The 18,313-nt window shown below is 69.3% G+C and carries 16 protein-coding genes; 6 read left to right on the top strand and 10 right to left on the bottom strand.

What is annotated here, in order from left to right; all coding sequences use genetic code 11:
* Positions 1-6 precede the first annotated feature (6 nt).
* The 7 genes from AC3ANR_RS16810 to AC3ANR_RS16840 all read right to left on the bottom strand — a co-directional run bounded on the left by AC3ANR_RS16810 (position 7) and on the right by AC3ANR_RS16840 (position 9,793).
* On the bottom strand, positions 7-996 hold the full coding sequence (locus AC3ANR_RS16810; RefSeq protein ID WP_488289250.1) for a Tim44 domain-containing protein: 990 nt from the start codon (positions 994-996) through the stop codon (positions 7-9).
* Positions 997-1,030: 34 nt separating this feature from the next.
* Positions 1,031-1,762, bottom strand: coding sequence for a bifunctional demethylmenaquinone methyltransferase/2-methoxy-6-polyprenyl-1,4-benzoquinol methylase UbiE (ubiE, locus tag AC3ANR_RS16815; RefSeq protein WP_488289251.1), 732 nt, complete (start codon positions 1,760-1,762; stop codon positions 1,031-1,033).
* A 73-nt stretch (positions 1,763-1,835) separates the two neighbouring features.
* Complete coding sequence (locus AC3ANR_RS16820; protein ID WP_488289252.1) at positions 1,836-2,246, bottom strand: gamma-butyrobetaine hydroxylase family protein; 411 nt, start codon at positions 2,244-2,246, stop codon at positions 1,836-1,838.
* Positions 2,247-2,263: 17 nt separating this feature from the next.
* Positions 2,264-3,916, bottom strand: a complete 1,653-nt coding sequence (locus AC3ANR_RS16825; protein WP_488289253.1) for a ShlB/FhaC/HecB family hemolysin secretion/activation protein — start codon at positions 3,914-3,916, stop codon at positions 2,264-2,266.
* Positions 3,917-3,995: 79 nt separating this feature from the next.
* Positions 3,996-5,345: a FecR family protein gene (locus AC3ANR_RS16830; RefSeq protein WP_488289254.1), complete on the bottom strand. Its 1,350-nt coding sequence runs from the start codon at positions 5,343-5,345 to the stop codon at positions 3,996-3,998.
* 109 nt (positions 5,346-5,454) lie between these two features.
* Complete coding sequence (locus AC3ANR_RS16835; RefSeq protein WP_488289255.1) at positions 5,455-5,913, bottom strand: HIT family protein; 459 nt, start codon at positions 5,911-5,913, stop codon at positions 5,455-5,457.
* A 4-nt stretch (positions 5,914-5,917) separates the two neighbouring features.
* The gene (locus AC3ANR_RS16840) at positions 5,918-9,793 is read right to left on the bottom strand and encodes a DUF3683 domain-containing protein (RefSeq protein WP_488289256.1); all 3,876 of its coding nucleotides are present in this window, start codon (positions 9,791-9,793) and stop codon (positions 5,918-5,920) included.
* Positions 9,794-10,031: 238 nt separating this feature from the next.
* On the opposite strand from AC3ANR_RS16840, the gene ugpB reads away from it, so the two are divergent.
* The 5 genes from ugpB to ugpQ all read left to right on the top strand — a co-directional run bounded on the left by ugpB (position 10,032) and on the right by ugpQ (position 15,059).
* On the top strand, positions 10,032-11,342 hold the full coding sequence (gene ugpB / locus AC3ANR_RS16845; RefSeq protein WP_488289257.1) for a sn-glycerol-3-phosphate ABC transporter substrate-binding protein UgpB: 1,311 nt from the start codon (positions 10,032-10,034) through the stop codon (positions 11,340-11,342).
* A 105-nt stretch (positions 11,343-11,447) separates the two neighbouring features.
* Positions 11,448-12,329, top strand: coding sequence for a sn-glycerol-3-phosphate ABC transporter permease UgpA (ugpA, locus tag AC3ANR_RS16850; protein ID WP_488289258.1), 882 nt, complete (start codon positions 11,448-11,450; stop codon positions 12,327-12,329).
* A 1-nt stretch (position 12,330) separates the two neighbouring features.
* Positions 12,331-13,185: a sn-glycerol-3-phosphate ABC transporter permease UgpE gene (gene ugpE, locus AC3ANR_RS16855; RefSeq protein WP_488289259.1), complete on the top strand. Its 855-nt coding sequence runs from the start codon at positions 12,331-12,333 to the stop codon at positions 13,183-13,185.
* A 75-nt stretch (positions 13,186-13,260) separates the two neighbouring features.
* A complete protein-coding gene (locus tag AC3ANR_RS16860; RefSeq protein WP_488289260.1) occupies positions 13,261-14,271 on the top strand; it encodes a sn-glycerol-3-phosphate import ATP-binding protein UgpC in 1,011 nt (336 codons plus the stop codon).
* Between the two features lie 11 nt (positions 14,272-14,282).
* Positions 14,283-15,059 carry a glycerophosphodiester phosphodiesterase gene (gene ugpQ / locus AC3ANR_RS16865; protein ID WP_488289261.1) on the top strand — a complete coding sequence of 259 codons (777 nt, stop codon included), beginning with the start codon at positions 14,283-14,285 and terminating at the stop codon, positions 15,057-15,059.
* On the opposite strand, the gene AC3ANR_RS16870 is transcribed toward ugpQ, so the two are convergent.
* The 3 genes from AC3ANR_RS16870 to AC3ANR_RS16880 form a co-directional block, all read right to left on the bottom strand.
* Entirely contained in the window at positions 15,046-15,642 is a 597-nt protein-coding gene (locus AC3ANR_RS16870) for a DUF3501 family protein (protein WP_488289262.1), read from the bottom strand. The genes ugpQ and AC3ANR_RS16870 overlap by 14 nt on opposite strands.
* A 5-nt stretch (positions 15,643-15,647) precedes the next feature.
* A complete protein-coding gene (locus tag AC3ANR_RS16875; RefSeq protein WP_488289263.1) occupies positions 15,648-16,997 on the bottom strand; it encodes a (Fe-S)-binding protein in 1,350 nt (449 codons plus the stop codon).
* A 76-nt stretch (positions 16,998-17,073) separates the two neighbouring features.
* Positions 17,074-17,496 carry a rubrerythrin family protein gene (locus AC3ANR_RS16880; RefSeq protein ID WP_488289264.1) on the bottom strand — a complete coding sequence of 141 codons (423 nt, stop codon included), beginning with the start codon at positions 17,494-17,496 and terminating at the stop codon, positions 17,074-17,076.
* A 151-nt stretch (positions 17,497-17,647) separates the two neighbouring features.
* Between AC3ANR_RS16880 and AC3ANR_RS16885 the strand changes: the two genes are divergently transcribed.
* A complete protein-coding gene (locus AC3ANR_RS16885; protein ID WP_488289265.1) occupies positions 17,648-18,265 on the top strand; it encodes a VOC family protein in 618 nt (205 codons plus the stop codon).
* Positions 18,266-18,313: the final 48 nt, after the last annotated feature.

Genomic DNA, 18,313 nt, shown 5'->3' on the forward strand with positions numbered 1-18,313 from the left:
GCCCCGTCAGGCCAGCGCCTGCACCCCCGCGACCAGCCAGCCGCTGGCGCCGTTCTTCGGCTTGGTCATGTTCCAGACCTCGCGGAAGGGGCTGGGGCCGGCCGAGGGCTGCTCGCGGATCATGCCGGAGAACTCCACGCTGGCCATGTAGTCGTTGCCCAGGTCCTCGATGCCGAGCAGCTGCGCCTCCAGCATCACGACGTCGGTCTTGTTCGGCTGGCCGTCCAGGTGCGCCTCGCGCTCACCCAGCTGGGTGCGGATCTCGGACAGCATCTCGTCGGTCATCATCGAGCGCAGCGTCGCGATGTCGGCGCGGTCCCAGGCGTCCTGCAGCGTCATGAAGTTGCGCTTGGCGGCGCCGACGAAGCCGGTGGTGTCGAAGCCGGCCGGCACGCCCCAGGTCTGCGGGCCGGACAGCGCGGAGCCGATCTGGAGGCCCGAGCCACCCGCCTTCGAGGCATCGAAGGCCATGCTGCTGCGCTCCCAGGGACGGGCGGACGCGTCGTTGCCCACCTTGGCCGGGTTGTACTGGGGCGGCTCGCGCGCCGATTCGGGCGACGTGGGCTGGTAGGCACCGGCGCCGGCCAGCGCCGGCCGCCGGTTGCGCATCAGCATGCCGATCACCGCGAAGGCGAGCAGCGCCAGCAGCACGACGAGCAGGATGTTGGCCATCGCCGGGCCGAGCCCCAGCGAATGCGCCAGCCACGCCAGGCCCAGGCCTGCGGCCAGGCCGCCGAGCATCGCCCCCCAGGGGCGCCGCTGCGGCGCGGCCGCCGTCGCGGGCTGGGCGGGGGCCGGGGTGGCCGGCCGGGCAGCCTGGTTGGCCGGCGCGGCCTGTTGCACGGGTGCCGCCGGGGCGGGCTGCGCCGCCTCGCGCTGCGTCACGTTGCCCGATTGCCTGCCGATGGAGCGGCCGCCACCGAGGCGCCGCGCCGCATCGGCGTCCAGGCTCGCCATGGCCAGCAGGACCGCCAGGGTGACCGTCCAGAACTTCATGCGTCTTCCTTCCTGCGTGCTTGCGTGCCGCGCGTCAGCACTTGATTCCAACATGGAGGGCCACCACGCCGCCGGTCAGGTTGTGGTAGTCCACGTGGCCGAATCCCGCTTTGTGCATGAGGGCCTTGAGCTCCTCCTGCCCCGGGTGCATGCGGATCGACTCGGCCAGGTAGCGGTAGCTCGACGCATCCCCCGCGACCGCCTGCCCCAGGCGCGGCAGCACCTGGAACGAGTACCAGTCGTAGGCCTTGGTCAGCGGCGCCGCCACGCGCGAGAACTCCAGCACGAGCAGCTTGCCGCCCGGCTTGAGGACGCGGTTCATCTCCGCCAGCGCCGCGTCCTTGTGGGTCATGTTGCGCAGCCCGAAGGCCACCGTCACCAGGTCGAAGTGGCCGCTGGCGAAGGGCAGCTTCTCGGCGTCGCACACCAGCGTGGGCAGGGCGATGCCGGCGTCGATCAGGCGGTCGCGGCCGGTGCGCAGCATCGTCTCGTTGATGTCGGTGTGCACCACGCGGCCCCCGGGGCCGACCTTGCGGGCGAAGGCCAGCGCCAGGTCGCCCGTGCCGCCGGCGATGTCCAGCACCTGCTGGCCCGGCTGCACGTTGGCGACCATGACCGTGTAGGCCTTCCAGGCGCGGTGCAACCCCATCGACATCAGGTCGTTCATCAGGTCGTAGCGCGAAGCGACCGAATCGAACACGCCGCGCACGCGGCGGGCCTTGTCGCGCTCGTCGACGGTCTCGAAGCCGAAATGGGTGCTGCTCATGCCCGGATGGTAGGGGCAATCGGCGGGCTGCCGGCCGCATCCCGGCGGCAGCCCGGGGTCTCTCGGGCGGGGATCAGTGCGAGCAGCCGTGCTGCCCGGCCGGGGCCATCGGCGCGTCGCGGTCGACGCCGGCCTCGCCGAGCCTGCGCTCGTAGTCGGCCCACAGCTGCTCCTGCTGCGAACCGAGGTGGTACAGGTAATCCCACGAGAAGATGCCGCTGTCGTGGCCGTCGGAAAAGCGCGGCTGCACGGCGTAGTTGCCCACGGGATCGAGCGCGAGCAGCCCGACGTCCCGCTTGCCGGTCTGCAGCACCTCCTGGCCGGGGCCGTGCCCCTGCACCTCGGCCGAGGGCGAGTAGATGCGCATCAGCTCGAACGGGATGCGGAACACCGCCCCGTCGGAGAACCCGACCTCGAGGACGCGTGACTTGGAGTGGACGGTGATCGACTGCGGCGTCGCACCGCCGCGTTGCAGGCCTGCCATGGTGCGAGTCTAGACGCTCAGAAGCGCAGCGCGACGCTGAGGTACACGCGGTCGTTGCCGGCGCGCGGCGCGGCCGAGCTGGCCGACAGCGGGACGCGGCTGCCGGCGACCAGGTGGCCGTAATCGGCGGTGGCGGCGAACGGCCCGTTGAAGTAGCGCAGGCCCACGCCGGCGCTGGCCAGCTGGTCGTGCGACGGCTTGGTGGCGCCGTTGGGGCTGTTGTTGCCCAGCCAGCCGGCGTCGGCGAAGGCCAGCGCGCGCAGGCCCGGCAGCAGTTCCGGGGTGCTCACTTCCAGCGTGCCCGAGAGCCCCTTGTCCCCGGAGATCGGGCGCTCGATGGAGGTGCCGCGCACCGAGGCGGCGCCGCCGAGGCCGAACTGCTCGCCCGAGATCAGCACGTCGGGGCTGTATTGCCAGGCCCCGCGCAGCGACAGCAGCCAGCCCTTGGCGAACGGCGCCAGGTACTGGATGCCGCCGCGCAGCGCCTTCCAGTGGACGGTGCCGATGCGGGGATCCTCGCTGCGGTAGGCCTGCAGCGTGTTGGCCTCGCCGGAGCCGGTGTTGAACGCCAGGTCGACGTTGTAGCCCCAGACCGAGGCGTCGCTCTCGGTGCGCGCGTTGTAGCCGAGGGTGATCGGGCGGCTGCGGCGGTCCAGCGCGCCGGGCACCACGATGTCGTTGATGCGGGACGCCTTGAAGACCTTGTCGTCCAGGGACAGCGCCACGTAGCTGCGGCGGCCGCCGTCGGGCGGCAGGTACAGGGTGTAGCTGCCGCCGAACGTGTGGCCGGCGCCGGTGCTGGTGAAGGCGCCGAAGTTGCCGACCACGTCCGAGCGGGTGTAGCTGGCGCCGACGACGGAGCCCAGCGCATACAGCGGCACCTTGTAGGCCAGGCCCAGCTGCCTGACGTCGCTGGTGCGCTCGAGCGAGGTGGTGTACGCACCCACGAACTGGTGGTCGCGATCGAACAGGTTGGTGTGGCCGCCGGTGACGGTCAGGCGGTCGCGGCCGGACGAATCGGTGCCGGAATTCGACGCGCTGATGCCGAAGGTCCAGGGGCGCTGCTCCTTGACCGTGATGGTGGCGTCGATCTTGTCCGGCTCGTCGCCCTCGCGGATGCCGACCTGGATCTGCTTGTTCGGGTTCTCGTTGGCGATGGCGGTCTCGACCGCCAGCCGCCTGAAATTGGGCGTGCGTCCCTCCTGCAGCTCGGGCAGGGTGCGGCGGATGTTGTCCGCGTCGTAGATGCCGCGGCCCTCGATCGCCACCTTGCTGATGGTGAAGGTGACGATGTCCAGGCGCACGCTGGCGCCCACTTCCTGCGGCGGCAGCGCGACGCGGTGCAGGCCGTAGCCCTTCTGGCGCAGCGCCGCTTCCAGGGCCGCGGTGGCCTGCTGCAGCGTGGCGATGGTGGCGTCGGCCCGCACGAACGGGGCCAGCACGCGGGCGGTTTCGGCGTCGCCCAGCGGGTTGTCGCCGCGCACGTCGAAGCCCCGGATGGCGAACACCGCGGCCGGAGCCGGCGCGAGCGGCGCCGCCGGTGCGGCTGCAGGGGAGGCGGCAGGCGCCTGGGCCGCCGCCGGTTGAGAAACCGCCAGCGCCAGCGCCAGCCAGGCCGGCACGGCCGCCCCCATGCGCAGCCCTGCGGGTCCGCGATGCCCCTTCTCCATTGCTTTCGCCCCTCTTGTTCTCGCCCGTGGACGGGCCGGATTGTTCCATCGCCCGCCGCGGGTTGTCACCCGCGCGGGGCTACTTGCAGACCGCCGCCGGCTTGATCTCGCTCTCCGTCAGCACCGACACCAGCAGCGGGTTCTTCGCGGTGGGCAGCGGCAGCTTGTCGAAGTCGATGAACTTCGGGATGCTGACCGGCCGCGCCGTCTCGCCGTTCTGGCCGGCAAAGCCCGCCTCCCCCTTGCCCAGGTGCAGCACCTCGCCCGCCGTGGCCACCTCGATGTGGCCGTCGCGAACGAAGACGAACAGGCCCTCCTGCGTGTCGGAGACCGCCTCCTTGGAAAACAGCTTGGGCGGCGGCACCACCAGGTCGGGACGCGGACCTTCGATCGGCGGCGGGACGCTGATCGGGAGGCTGCCGGTGGGGCTGAAGACCACGCCCTGGCCCGCCGGCAGGTATTGCGTCGCGGGCTGGCCGTTCTGCTGCGCCGTGACGGCGCCCAGCCAGGTGTACACGGTCAGGTTGCCCTCGCTGCAATCGCCGGGGCACGCCAGGTCGAAGCCGGTGCCGCGGATGCCGATGGTGGCGGTGGAGGTGGCAAAGCCCACGTTGCGGTTGTTCGCCTTGGCGATCAGGCCGGTCAGCGCCCGCACCGAGCCGCGCAGCAGCGACGCGAGGAAGCGCCCCTCGCCGGCGTTCTGCTCGTCGTAGACGAAGTTGTCGACACGGAAGCGCGTGTTCGGGCCGACGGTGACGCGGCTGTCGTCGCGGAACGCCAGCACGCCCCGCCCGCCCGTGGTCTCCACCACGTCGCCCGGATAGATGCTGCCGCCGTCGACCAGCCGGCGGCGCACGGCGTTGGCGTCCACCGCGTAGACCTCGCCCTGCGACTGGATCAGCTTGGCGCTGGCCAGCACCGCGTTGGGACGCGCCTGGTCGGCGACGCGGGCCGACTCGGCGCCGCAGTCGCGGGCGCACAGGCGGGCGTCGAAATCCGTGCCGCGGATGCCGATGGTGGCCGTGCTGGTCTGCACCCGCGCGGCGTTGGGCGAGCCCTTGGAGATCAGGCCGGTCACGGCGCGGAAGCCCCCGCGCACCAGCTGCATGAGCATCCCGTTGTCCGGCGCGTTCTCCTTGAAGTGGTACTGCTGCAGCACCAGCTCGGAGTTCGGGCGCACGGTCATGCGGGTGCCGTCCTGGAGCTTGATGATGGCCGACGCGCCCTCCGAGGTGGTCAGCCGGTCCCCTTCACGCAGCTCCAGGCCCTTGCCGAGCGTGCGCGGGGTCTGGCCGGCGGTCTGGGCGAAGCCGACGCCGCGCGAGAACTCGACCTCCCCGGCCGTCTGGGCGCGCCCCGGCCCGCAGGCCAGCGCCAGCAAGGCGCCCGCCGCGAGCAAAGCGAGGGTCTGAGTCTTGGGCCCGAACATGGCGTCCTCCGGAAACGTCTGGTTTCCCGTGTGTATTTGTGTTGCCGGAGGTTTATACACGCTGTCGAGCTCGCGGCTGCGCGCCGGCGCGCCGGGTGGCGTGCGAATTTCACGCCGGCCGGTGCTCGTCCGCCAGGCGGCCGAAGGCCGCCGCGAGGTCGGCCTCCAGCGCCGGCAGGCGCCCGGCGATCTCGCGCAGGCGCTCGGCGGGCGCCGGACGCTGCTCGGCCGCCCAGACGGGGGCCGGGAAATGGCTGTCCCAGGACCAGCGGGCGATGACGTGCCAGTGCAGGTGCGGCACCGCGTTGCCGAGCGCGGCGAGGTTCACCTTGTGCGGCTGCAGGTGACGGCGCAGTGCCTGCTCGACCAGCACGACGGCCTCCATGCAGTGCTGCCGGTCGGGCGGCGTGAGGTCGGAGAACTCGGCCGCATGGGCCTGCCAGACGACCCGGTAGAAGGCGGGAAAGCGCCCGTCCTCCTGGGCCCGGATCACGCGCAGGCGCGGCGTGCGCGCGACGAGCAGGCCGCCGTCGGTCTCGCAGAGCACGCAGCCGGCGACCGGGCCCATCGCGTCAGACCAGCACGCGCTCGATGCCGCCCTGGTTGGCCGCGTGCACGTACTGCGGCAGCCAGTCGGGGCCGAGGATCTTGTTGGCCATCTCGACCACGATGTAGTCGGCCTCCAGCAGGCCGTTCTGCAGGTCGTGGTTGTAGCGCGACAGGCCCTGCAGGCAGCTCGGGCAGCTGGTGAGGATCTTGATGTTCTCGCGCTCGCCCACCGCGCCCGCGGCGCGCAGGGCCGCCTCGTCCATGCGCAGCTGCTCCTCCTTGCGGAAGCGCACCTGGGTGGAGATGTCCGGGCGCGTCACGCCCAGCGTGCCCGACTCGCCGCAGCAGCGCTCGGACTTGCGCACGTTCTCGCCCACCAGCGCCTTGACGGTCTTCATCGGCTCCTGCAGCTTCATCGGCGTGTGGCAGGGGTCGTGGTACAGGTAGGCGCCCGCCCCTTCCAGCTTGATGCCCTTGTCCAGCAGGTACTCGTGGATGTCGACGATGCGGCAGCCGGGGAAGATCTTGTCGAACTCGTAGCCCTGCAGCTGGTCGTAGCAGGTGCCGCAGCTGACCACCACGGTCTTGATGTCCAGGTAGTTCAGCGTGTTGGCCACGCGGTGGAACAGCACCCGGTTGTCGGTGATGATCTTCTCGGCCTTGTCGTACTGGCCCGAGCCGCGCTGCGGGTAGCCGCAGCACAGGTAGCCCGGGGGCAGCACCGTCTGCACGCCCGCGTGCCACAGCATGGCCTGCGTGGCCAGCCCCACCTGCGAGAACAGCCGCTCGGAGCCGCAGCCAGGGAAGTAGAAGACGGCCTCCGTCTCGGCGGTGGTCGCCCTGGGGTCGCGGATGATCGGGACGTAGTCCTTGTCCTCGATGTCCAGCAGCGCCCGCGCCGTCTTCTTCGGCAGCCCGCCGGGCAGCTTCTTGTTGACGAAGTGGATCACCTGATCCTTGAGCGGCGCGCGCTCGTGCGTCGACGGCGGCAGGGTCACCTGCCGGCGCGCGAAGCCGCGCAGCAGGTCGTTGGCCAGGCGCTGGGCCTTGAAGCCGATGTCCACCATCGCGGTGCGCGCCAGCTTGATCGTCTGCGGGTTGGTCGCGTTGAGCATGAACATCGCCGCGGCATTGCCGGGGCGGAAGCTCTTCTGCCCCATCTTGCGCAGCAGGTTGCGCATGTTCATCGACACGTCGCCGAAGTCGATCTTCACCGGGCACGGGCTGGCGCACTTGTGGCAGACGGTGCAGTGGTCCGAAACGTCCTCGAACTCCTGCCAGTGCTTGATCGACACGCCGCGGCGGGTCTGCTCCTCGTACAGGAACGCCTCCACCAGCAGCGAGGTCGCCAGGATCTTGTTGCGCGGGCTGTACAGCAGGTTCGCGCGCGGCACGTGCGTGGCGCACACCGGCTTGCACTTGCCGCAGCGCAGGCAGTCCTTCATCGAATCGGCGATCGCGCCGATGTCCGACTGCTGCATGATCAGCGACTCGTGCCCCATCAGACCGAAGCTGGGCGTGTAGGCGTTGGTCAGGTCGGCATAGACCGAGGTCGGGGAATCCATCTGCGCGTGGCGCAGCAGCTTGCCCTTGTTGAAGCGGCCCTCGGGATCGACCTTCTGCTTGTAGTCGGCGAACGGCGCGATCTCCGCGTCGGTCAGGAACTCCAGCTTGGTGATGCCGATGCCGTGCTCGCCCGAGATCACGCCGTTGAGCGCGCGGGCCAGCGCCATGATGCGCTTCACGGCCGCATGCGCGGCCTGCAGCATCTCGTAGTCGTCGCTGTTGACCGGGATGTTGGTGTGCACGTTGCCGTCGCCGGCGTGCATGTGCAACGCCACCCACACGCGGCCCTTGAGCACGCGCTTGTGGATCGCGTTCACCTCGTCCAGGATCGGCCGGAACGGCGCGCCGGAGAACACCTGCTCCAGCGGCGCGCGGATCTGGGTCTTCCAGCTGGCGCGCAGGCTGTGGTCCTGCAGCTGCGGGAACAGCGCATCGACGCCGGCCAGCCACTCCTGCCACTGGCCGCGCACCTGGCGCACCAGGGCGGTCGCCTGGGCCACGCGGTCCTCGAGCAGCTCCGCCGACGGGATCTCGCCGGCGTCGTCCTGCTTGCCCAGCGGCAGGTTGCCGCGGCTGAAGAACGCCTCCAGCTCGTCGGCCAGGCGGATCTTGTTCTGCAGCGACAGCTCGATGTTGATGCGCTCGATGCCGTCGGTGTACTCGGCCATCCGCGGCAGCGGGATCACCACGTCCTCGTTGATCTTGAACGCGTTGGTGTGCTTGCTGATGGCGGCCGTGCGCTTGCGATCCAGCCAGAACCGCTTGCGCGCCTCGGCGCTGATCGCCACGAAGCCCTCGCCGCTGCGCGAATTGGCGATGCGCACGACCTCCGAGGTGGCGCGGGCCACCGCGTCCGGGTCGTCGCCCACGATGTCGCCCACCAGCACCATCTTGGGCAGCCCGCCGCGCTTGGACTTGGTGACGTAGCCCACCGCCTTCAGGTAGCGGTCGTCCAGGTGCTCCAGGCCGGCCAGCAGGACGCCGCTGCGGTCCTTCTCGGCGAACATGAAGTCCTTGATCTCGACGATGCTCGGCACGGCGTCCCTGGCGTTGCCGAAGAACTCCAGGCACACCGTGCGCGTGTGCGCCGGCATTCGGTGCACCACCCAGCGCGCGCTGGTGATCAGGCCGTCGGTGCCCTCCTTCTGGATGCCCGGCAGCCCCGAGAGGAACTTGTCCGTGACGTCCTTGCCCAGGCCCTCCTTGCGGAAGGCCGGCCCGGGCACGGCGAGCCGCTCGCGGCGCAGCTCGGTCCTGCCGTCGGCGGCGAAATAGCGCAGCTCGAAGCTCGCCAGCTCGGCATCGTGGATCTTGCCGAGGTTGTGGTCCAGGCGGGTGACTTCCAGCCACTCGGCCTGCGGCGTGACCATGCGCCAGGACACCAGGTTGTCCAGCGCCGTCCCCCAGAGCACCGCCTTCTTGCCGCCGGCGTTCATGGCGATGTTGCCGCCGATGCACGAGGCCTCGGCGGAGGTCGGGTCGACGGCGAAGACGTAGCCGGCGCGCTCGGCGGCGTCGGCCACCCGCTGCGTCACCACCCCCGCCTCGGTCCAGATCGTGGGCACCGCCTCGGCGTGGCCGGGAATCGCCACCGGCTCCACCTCGGTCATCGCCTCCAGCTTCTCGGTGTTGATGACCACGCTCTTCCAGGTGAGGGGGATCGCGCCGCCGGTGTAGCCGGTGCCGCCCCCGCGCGGGATGATGGTCAGGCCCAGCTCGATGCAGGCCTTGACCAGCCCGGCCATCTCGGCCTCGGTGTCCGGCGTGAGCACCACGAACGGGTATTCGACGCGCCAGTCGGTGGCGTCGGTCACGTGCGAGACGCGCGACAGCCCGTCGAACTTGATGTTGTCCCGGGCCGTGTGCCGGCGCAGCACGCGCTGCGCCCGGGCGCGCAGGTCCGCCGTCTCGCGAAAACCCGCATCGAAGGCGCGCACGGCCTCGCGGGCCGACGCCAGCAGCTCGCCCACCAGGGCATCGCGCTCGGGGTCCTGCCCCGGCGTGCGGCGCTTCTCGATCTCGGCCAGGCGGTGGTCCAGCGCCTCGACCAGCAGGCGCCGCCGCTTGGGGTTGTCCAGCAGGTCGTCCTGCAGGTAGGGATTGCGCTGGACCACCCAGATGTCGCCCAGCACCTCGTACAGCATGCGGGACGAGCGGCCGGTGTGGCGCTCCTCGCGCAGCCGGGTGAGCAGCTCCCAGGCGCGCGGGCCGAGCAGCCGGATCACGATCTCGCGGTCGGAGAACGAGGTGTAGTTGTACGGAATCTCGCGCAGGCGCGGGGCCTCGTCCGAAGCCGCAGCCAGGAGCTGGTCGAGCGTGGTGGGTGCGTTCATCGTTCCGGGTCGCGTCCCTCGCAACAGGCGGGACGCTGCGTCAGCCGAACGATCAGGAAGGCGGCTGACCGGGGATGTTACCGCAGTGCAACACGACCTGGTCCGCCGGCGGGGTGCGCAGTCAGCCGCCAGTCATGGAAAGCCCGGTAGGCGCGCCGGGCGGCTGCACTTCTAATCGGCTGTCACAAATTGACTGTAGAGTCACGCCCCGGTGACCGACCCTCATCCAGGAGTATCCATGAAACTGAAGCTTTCCGCGCTCGTCCTCGCGGCCACGTGCAGCCTGGCCGCCCAGGCCCAGACCGAGATCCAATGGTGGCATTCGATGACCGCCGTCAACAACGAGTGGGTCAACGATCTCGCCAAGGACTTCAACGCCAAGCAGAAGGACTACAAGGTCGTGCCCGTCTACAAGGGCAGCTACGACGAGTCCATGACGGCCGCCATCGCCGCCTTCCGCGCCGGCAATGCGCCGCACATCCTGCAGGTGTTCGAGGTGGGCACTGCCACCATGATGGCCAGCAAGGGCGCCATCGTGCCGGTCACCAAGGTGATGACCGACGCCGGCAAGAAGTTCGACCCCGCGGCCTACATCCCTGCCGTCGCCGGCTACTACACGGCGCCCAACGGCCAGATGATGAGCTTCCCGTTCAACAGCTCGACCACCGTCTTCTACATCAACAAGGACGCCTTCGAGAAGGCGGGCCTGGACGCCAGCAAGCCGCCCGCGACGTGGCCCGAAGTGGCGCTCGCCGCCGCGAAGCTCAAGGCCAGCGGCCACAAGTGCCCGCTGACCATCGGCTGGCAGGGCTGGACCCAGCTGGAGAGCTTCTCCACCTGGCACAACACGCTGCTGGCGACCAAGGACAACGGCCTCAAGGGCATGGACGCCCGCCTGGTCGCCAACTCGCCGCTGCACGTGCGCCACATCGAGAACCTGGGCAACATGGCCAAGCAGGGCCTGTTCGTCTACAAGGGCCGCAACAACACCGCCGAGGGCTCGTTCGTCTCCGGCGAGTGCGCGATGATCACGACGTCGTCGGGCTTCTACGGCAACGTGTCGAAGAACGCCAAGTTCAAGTACGCCGTCGCCACCCTGCCGTACTACCCCGACGTGCAGGGCGCCCCGCAGAACACCGTCATCGGCGGCGCGAGCCTGTGGGTGATGTCCGGCAAGAAGGCCGAGGAGTACAAGGGCGTCGCCGCGTTCTTCGACTACCTGTCCAACCCCGAAGTGCAGTCGGCCAGCCACAAGCGCACCGGCTACCTGCCGATCACGATGGCCTCGTTCAAGCTGACCGAGCAGTCGGGCTTCTACAAGCAGAACCCGGGCACGGACACGGCGGTGAACCAGATGATCCGCAAGACCACCGACAAGTCGCGCGGCATCCGCCTGGGCAACTACGTGCAGATCCGCGCCATCGAGGACGAGGAACTCGAGCAGGTCTGGGCCGGCAAGAAGACCGCCAAGGAAGCCCTGGACGCCATCGTCCAGCGCGGCAACGAACTGCTCGAGCGCTTCGAGAAGGCGAACAAGGGCAAGTCCTGAACGTCGCGCGTTCCCGCCACCGGCGGGACACTTCGCACGAGCCCCGCAGCCGCGGGGCTTTTTTTTTGGCCGGACACCGTCGAGCTTCATGGACAATAGCGGCCCATGGAGAAGCGGGTCACGTTCAGGTCGGCATGGCTGCCGTGGGTGCTTTTGGCGCCGCAGGTCGCGATCATCGCGGTGTTCTTTTTCTGGCCGGCCGGCCAGGCGCTGGTGCAGTCGTTCCAGCAGCAGGACGCCTTCGGCACCTCGGTCGAATGGGTGGGGTTCGAGAACTTCCGCAACCTGTTCGACGACGCCAGCTACCTGGAGTCGTTCAAGACCACCGCCTTCTTCTCGATCCTGGTCGCCGTGCTGGGCATCGTGCTGTCCCTGGTGCTGGCGTACTTCGCCGACCGCACCGTGCGCAGCGCCCTCGCCTACCGCACGCTGCTGATCTGGCCCTACGCCGTCGCACCCGCGGTCGCCGGGGTGGTCTGGCTGTTCATGTTCTCCGGCAGCATCGGCGTGATCGCGTACTGGCTGCACAGCGTCGGCTTCCCCTGGGACCCGCTGCTCAACGGCAACCACGCGATGGCGCTGGTGATCATGGCCGCGGTCTGGAAGCAGCTGTCGTACAACTTCCTGTTCTTCGTCGCCGGCCTGCAGAGCGTGCCCAAGTCGCTGATCGAGGCGGCCGCCATCGACGGCGCCGGCGCCTGGCGCCGCTTCTGGACCATCCAGTTCCCGCTGCTGTCGCCCACCACCTTCTTCCTGTTGGTGATCAACGTCGTGTACGCGTTCTTCGACACCTTCGGCATCATCGACGCCGCCACGCACGGCGGCCCGGGCAAGGACACGGCCATCCTGGTCTACAAGGTCTACTTCGACGGCTTCAAGGCCCTGGACCTGGGCGGCTCCGCCGCGCAGTCGGCCGTGCTGATGGCCATCGTCATCGCGCTGACGGTCATCCAGTTCCGCTTCGTCGAGAAGAAAGTGAATTACTGAGATGGTCGAGCGCAATAAATTCCTGTCCGTGCTCACGCACGTGGTGCTGATCCTCGGCGTGGCCATCGTCGCCTTCCCGGTCTACCTGACCTTCGTCGCGTCGACGCACACCACGCAGGACATCCTGCAGGTGCCGATGTCGCTCACCCCGGGCGACAGCTTCGTCGACAACTACCGCGCTGCACTCTCCGGCGAGCGCAGCGGCGGCGGCTCGCACGCGCCGGTGGCGCGCATGATGACGGTGAGCCTGGTGATGGCGCTGTCCATCGCCATCGGCAAGATCGCGATCTCGCTGCTGTCCGCGTTCGCCATCGTGTACTTCCGGTTCCCGTTCCGGATGGCGTTCTTCTGGGCCATCTTCATCACGCTGATGCTGCCGGTGGAGGTGCGCATCCTGCCCACCTACAAGGTCGTGTCGGACCTGGGGCTGCTCAACTCGTACGCGGGCCTGACGGTGCCGCTGATCGCGTCGGCCACCGCCACCTTCCTGTACCGGCAGTTCTTCCTGACCGTGCCGGACGAACTCGCGGAAGCCGCCCGCATGGACGGCGCGGGTCCGATGCGCTTCTTCAAGGACGTGCTCCTGCCGCTGTCGGCCACGAGCACGGCGGCCCTGTTCGTCATCCAGTTCATCTACGGCTGGAACCAGTACCTGTGGCCGCTGCTGGTCACGACCAACGAGAGCATGTATCCGGTGGTGCTGGGCATCAAGGCGATGATGCCCACCGGCGGCGACGCGCAGATCGAGTGGAACGTGGTGATGGCCACCGCGGTGCTCGCGATGCTGCCGCCCGCGCTGGTGGTGACGCTGATGCAGAAGTGGTTCGTCAAGGGCCTGGTGGATACGGAGAAGTAATGACATCGGGGACAGACCAGCAAGCGCGACGCGCGGCTGCTCTGTCCTCGACTGATCAGAGATGAGGGACACCGAATGAGTGGAATCGCGCTGCGCAACGTCATCAAGCGCTACGGCAAGGGCAAGCAGGAACTGCAGGTCATCCACGGCGTCAACGCCGAGATCGGCCATGGGGAATTCGTGGTGATCGTCGGCCCGTCGGGCTGCGGCAAGTCCACGCTGCTGCGCATGGTCGCCGGCCTGGAGGAAATCTCCGGCGGCGAGATCGCCATCGGCGACCGCGTGGTCAACGACCTCGAGCCGGCCGAGCGGGACATCGCCATGGTGTTCCAGAACTACGCGCTGTACCCGCACATGTCGGTCTACGACAACATGGCGTACGGCCTGAAGATCCGCAAGATGCCGGTCGACGAGATCCGCACTCGCGTCGACAAGGCCGCCGCCATCCTCGAGCTGGGCCACCTGCTGGACCGCAAGCCCCGCCAGCTGTCCGGCGGCCAGCGCCAGCGCGTGGCCATGGGCCGCGCCATCGTGCGCCAGCCGCAGGTGTTCCTGTTCGACGAGCCGCTGTCCAACCTGGACGCCAAGCTGCGCGCGCAGACGCGCCTGGAGATCCAGAAACTGCACCGCGAGCTGGGCATCACCTCGCTGTTCGTCACGCACGACCAGGTCGAGGCGATGACGCTCGCGCAGCGCATGATGGTGATGAACGCCGGCGTGATGGAGCAGTTCGGCACGCCCGAGGAGGTCTACCACCGCCCGGCCTCCACCTTCGTCGCCAGCTTCATCGGCTCGCCGCCCATGAACCTGCTGAAGAACGCGCCCGGCGGCCGCGCCGGCGCCATCACCGGCATCCGCCCCGAGCACCTGGACATCGGCACGAGCGGCTGGCCGGTGCAGGTCGAGACCGTGGAACTGCTGGGCGCCGAGCGCCTGGTCTACGGCCGCCTGGACGGCGAGCAGCTGATCGTGCGCATCGAGGAGGGCCGGCCGTCGCCGAAGACGGGCGACCGCATCCACGTGCTGCCGCGCGAGGATCGCCTGCACTGGTTCGACGCCGCCAGCGGCAAGCGGCTCTCGTCATGAGTGCTGCTGGGGTGGGATCGAGCCCGGTGCGGCCACAGGCCATCGGGTCCGCGGGTCCCGGATGGCCGTATCCGCGCTGGATCGCCCACCGCGGCGCCGGCAAGCTCGCCCCGGAGAACACGCTGGCCGCCTTCCGGCTGGGCGCCGCGCACGGCTACCGCATGTTCGAATGCGACGCCAAGCTGTCGGCCGACGGCGTCGTCTTCCTGATGCACGACGCGACGCTGGACCGCACCACCAGCGGCACCGGCATCGGCGGCGAACGCCCCTGGAGCGAGCTGTCGCGCCTGGACGCGGGCGGCTGGCACTCCCGCGCCCATGCCGGCGAGCCCCTGCCGACGCTGGAGGCCCTGGCGCGCTTTTGCCGCGCCAACGGCCACCTGCTCAACATCGAGATCAAGCCCACGCCGGGCACCGAGCTGCGCACCGGCGAGGTGGTGGCGCGCGAAGCGGCCGGCCTGTGGGCGGACGCCGACGTGCCGCCGCTGCTCACGTCCTTCCGGCCCGAATCGCTGCAGGGCGCCCTGGCGTCCGCGCCGCAGCTGCCGCGCGGGCTGCTGGTGGACACGCTGTGGGACGGCTGGTTCGACGTCGCCCGGCGCCTGCAATGCGCGGCGATCGTGTGCAACCAGAACCTCTGGACGCCGGACCTCGTGCGCCAGGTGCACGAGGCGGGCATGCGTTGCCTCAGCTACACGGTCAACGACGAGTGGGCCGCGCAGCGCCTGATCGCACTGGGCACCGACGGCATCATCACCGACCGCGTGGACCTGTTCACGCCGACCTGAGGTCGCCGGCCAGCGAGGCCAGGGTCTCGGCCGCGATGGCCACGTGCGCCGGATAGTTGCGGTGGTCGCAGCCGGCCTTCACGCCGGCGCCGGCCTTGACGGCCTGCACCGCCGCGGGCGGAAGCTCGAAGCGCAGGAAGTGCACCGCCGAGGTCTTCTCGTCGGTCTCGCGATCGAGGTCCTCGTCGGCGATGGCGTAGACGCGCTCGTGGCCCTCGACCTCGACGAACATGCGGTCCGCCACCCCGATCAGCCGCGCCAGTTCGCGCTTGCGCTCGTTGACGTCGGGATACTCCAGCAGCAGCGTCGCCTTCCAGTTGGCGCCGTCCGGCACCAGCGGCGCATAGGCGTCGATCTCCTGCTGGATGCCCTCCTCCTCGAAGATCTTCTCGATCCGCAGCATCTCCTGGATCTGGTAGCGGATGCTCAGCTCGCTCTCGAACTGCAGCGTGAGGTGCTCGCCCAGGTGGACGGTGCGCAGCTTGCGGTGGGCGATCACCTGCGCCTGGTGCGTCTTGCGCCACTTGGCGTACGCCTCCAGCGTCATGAGGCTGCCGGGCGTGATCCTGCCGGTGAGCTGCATGGCCGTCAGAGCCCGTAGGCCTCGCGCACCAGCGTGAGCGGATGCGCCAGCCGCGGCGCGCCGAGCTGGTTCACCTCGAAGCCCTGCGCGATGTGGTGCCCGCCCAGCGGGCAGTCGGAGCTGATCACGTCCGGCACCCCGCCCTGGGGGTGCTCGGCCATGCGCTTGAACAGCGGCTTGCCGATCTTCATCGCCATGGCGTGGCCGGTGGTCTTGACGCCATAGGTGCCGGCATGGCCGGAACAGCGCTCGTGGGTCGCCACCTGGGTGCCGGGCACGAGCTTGAGGATCTCCTCGGTGCGCTTGCCGATGTTCTGCACGCGGCCATGGCAGGGCGTGTGGTAGCTCACCTTGCCCAGCGGCCGGCTGAAGCCGGTCTGCAGCAGGCCGTCACGGCGGCGGGCCGACAGGTACTCGAACGGGTCCCACATCGCCGCCTTGACGGCCTGCACGTCGGCGTCGTCGGGATACATCAGCGGCAGCTCCTGCTTGTACATCAGCGTGCAGCTGGGGACCGCCGCCAGGATGGCGTAGCCCTCGCGCGCGTAGCGGGCCAGCACCGGGATGTTCACCTGCTTGAGCGCATCGACGCCGTCGAGGTCGCCGAGCTCGAGCTTGGGCATGCCGCAGCACTTCTCCTTGGCGACCAGCACGTACGGCACCGCGTTGTGGTCCAGGATCTTCAGCAGGTCCTGCCCGATGCCCGGCTCGTTGTAGTTGACGTAGCAGGTCGCATAGATGGCCACCTTGCCCGGCGAACGCTCGCCGTCGCGCACCGGATGCTGCGGCGAGGGCGCGGCCGCCGAGCGGAACCTGCGGGTGGCCAGGTCGGGCAGCCAGGCCGTGCGGTCGACGTGCAGCACCTTCTCCATCGCCGCGCGCGCCATCCGCGTGTGGTTGAGCGCGTTGACCGCCTGCACGACGACGGGGATGCCGGCGAAGCTGCCGTGCATGTCGGTCGAGGCGAGCAGCTGCTCGCCCCGGCCGACCCGCCCCTGGCGGAACTTGATGGACTTGGCCCGCAGCATGGTGTGCGGGAAGTCCACGTTCCACTCGTGCGGCGGCACGTACGGGCACTTGGTCATGTAGCACAGGTCGCACAGGTAGCACTGGTCGACGACCTTCCAGTAGTCCTGCCTGTCCACGCCGTCGATCTCGCCCGTGCGGCCCTCGTCCACCAGGTCGAACAGCGTCGGGAACGCCCCGCACAGGCTCACGCAGCGGCGACAGCCGTGGCAGATGTCGAAGATGCGTTCCAGCTCCCCGAAGGCCGCCGCCTCGTCGTGGAACGACGGCTGCTTCCAGTCGAGCGGATGCCGGGTGGGGGCCTCCAGGCTGCCTTCGCGTACGCCCATGCGGAACCTCGTCAGTGGATGGGGCAAGAAAAGGGCGCTCGGCTCGCGCCGAGCGCCCCGCTCCGGCGCCGGGTGCTCAGTCGACCAGCTCGTTCAGCGCCTTCGTGTAGCGGTTGGCGTGCGAGCGCTCGGCCTTGGCCAGCGTCTCGAACCAGTCGGCCACCTCGTCGAAGCCCTCGTCGCGCGCCGTCTTGGCCATGCCCGGGTACATGTCCGTGTACTCGTGGGTCTCGCCGGCCACCGCGGCCTTCAGGTTGTCGCGCGTCGCGCCGATGGGCAGGCCCGTGGCCGGGTCGCCGCATTGCTCGAGCCACTCGAGGTGGCCGTGCGCATGGCCGGTCTCGCCCTCGGCCGTGGAGCGGAACAGGGCCGCGACGTCGTTGTACCCTTCCACGTCGGCCTTGCTCGCGAAGTAGAGGTAGCGCCGGTTGGCCTGCGACTCACCGGCAAACGCAGCCTTGAGGTTGTCTTCCGTCTTCGAACCCTTCAATGTCGGCATGGAGTGCTCCTGTGCGGTGGAAAGGATGAAAGAACCACTTTAGCGGCAATGAAGATCGCCTGGCAACGGGGCTGTCGCGCCCCCGCCGGGCCGCCCGAAACGATTACGTTATAGTAAATCCATTACGCATCGTTGAATGCAGGAGTTCCCCATGGCCGCCGTCCTCCGCGACGCGAGCGCGCTTCCCGCGCCTCCCCCGATCCAGCAACTGCACCACTACGCCTACAAGGCCCGGGATGCCGAGGAAACGCGGCATTTCTACGAAGACATCCTGGGCCTGCCGCTCTACCACATCATCCAGAGCGACCACGTGCCCAGCACGGGCGAGTACTGCCCGTACACGCACTTCTTCTTCCGCCTGCAGGACGGCTCGTTCATCGCCTTCTTCGACCTCGGCGACGACCAGGTGTGCGAGCCGTCGCCCAACACGCCCAAGTGGGTCAACCACATCGCGTTCCGCGTCGACTCGGTCCAGGCGCTGCGGGACATGAAGGCGCGGCTGGAGGCCAACGGCATCGAGGTGCTGGGCGTCACCGACCACCACATCTTCCACAGCATCTACTTCTTCGACCCCAACGGCATCCGCCTGGAGCTGTCGGCGCAGCTGGCCGACGAGTTCCAGATGCTGCAGGAGAGCAAGACCGCCCATGCGCGGCTGGCCGAGTGGACCGCGCGCAAGGAGCAGTGGCGCCGCGACCGTGCCGAGGGCAAGGCCGCCCAGCCGCTCAAGCCGCAGCAGAACGACCGCCCCGAATACGTGAAGAAGTGACGCCCGTGCGGCCTTTGCGCGCCAAGGCCGGGATCCGGAAGGAGTGGA

Source organism: Ramlibacter sp. JJN2-2R, assembly GCF_057747835.1.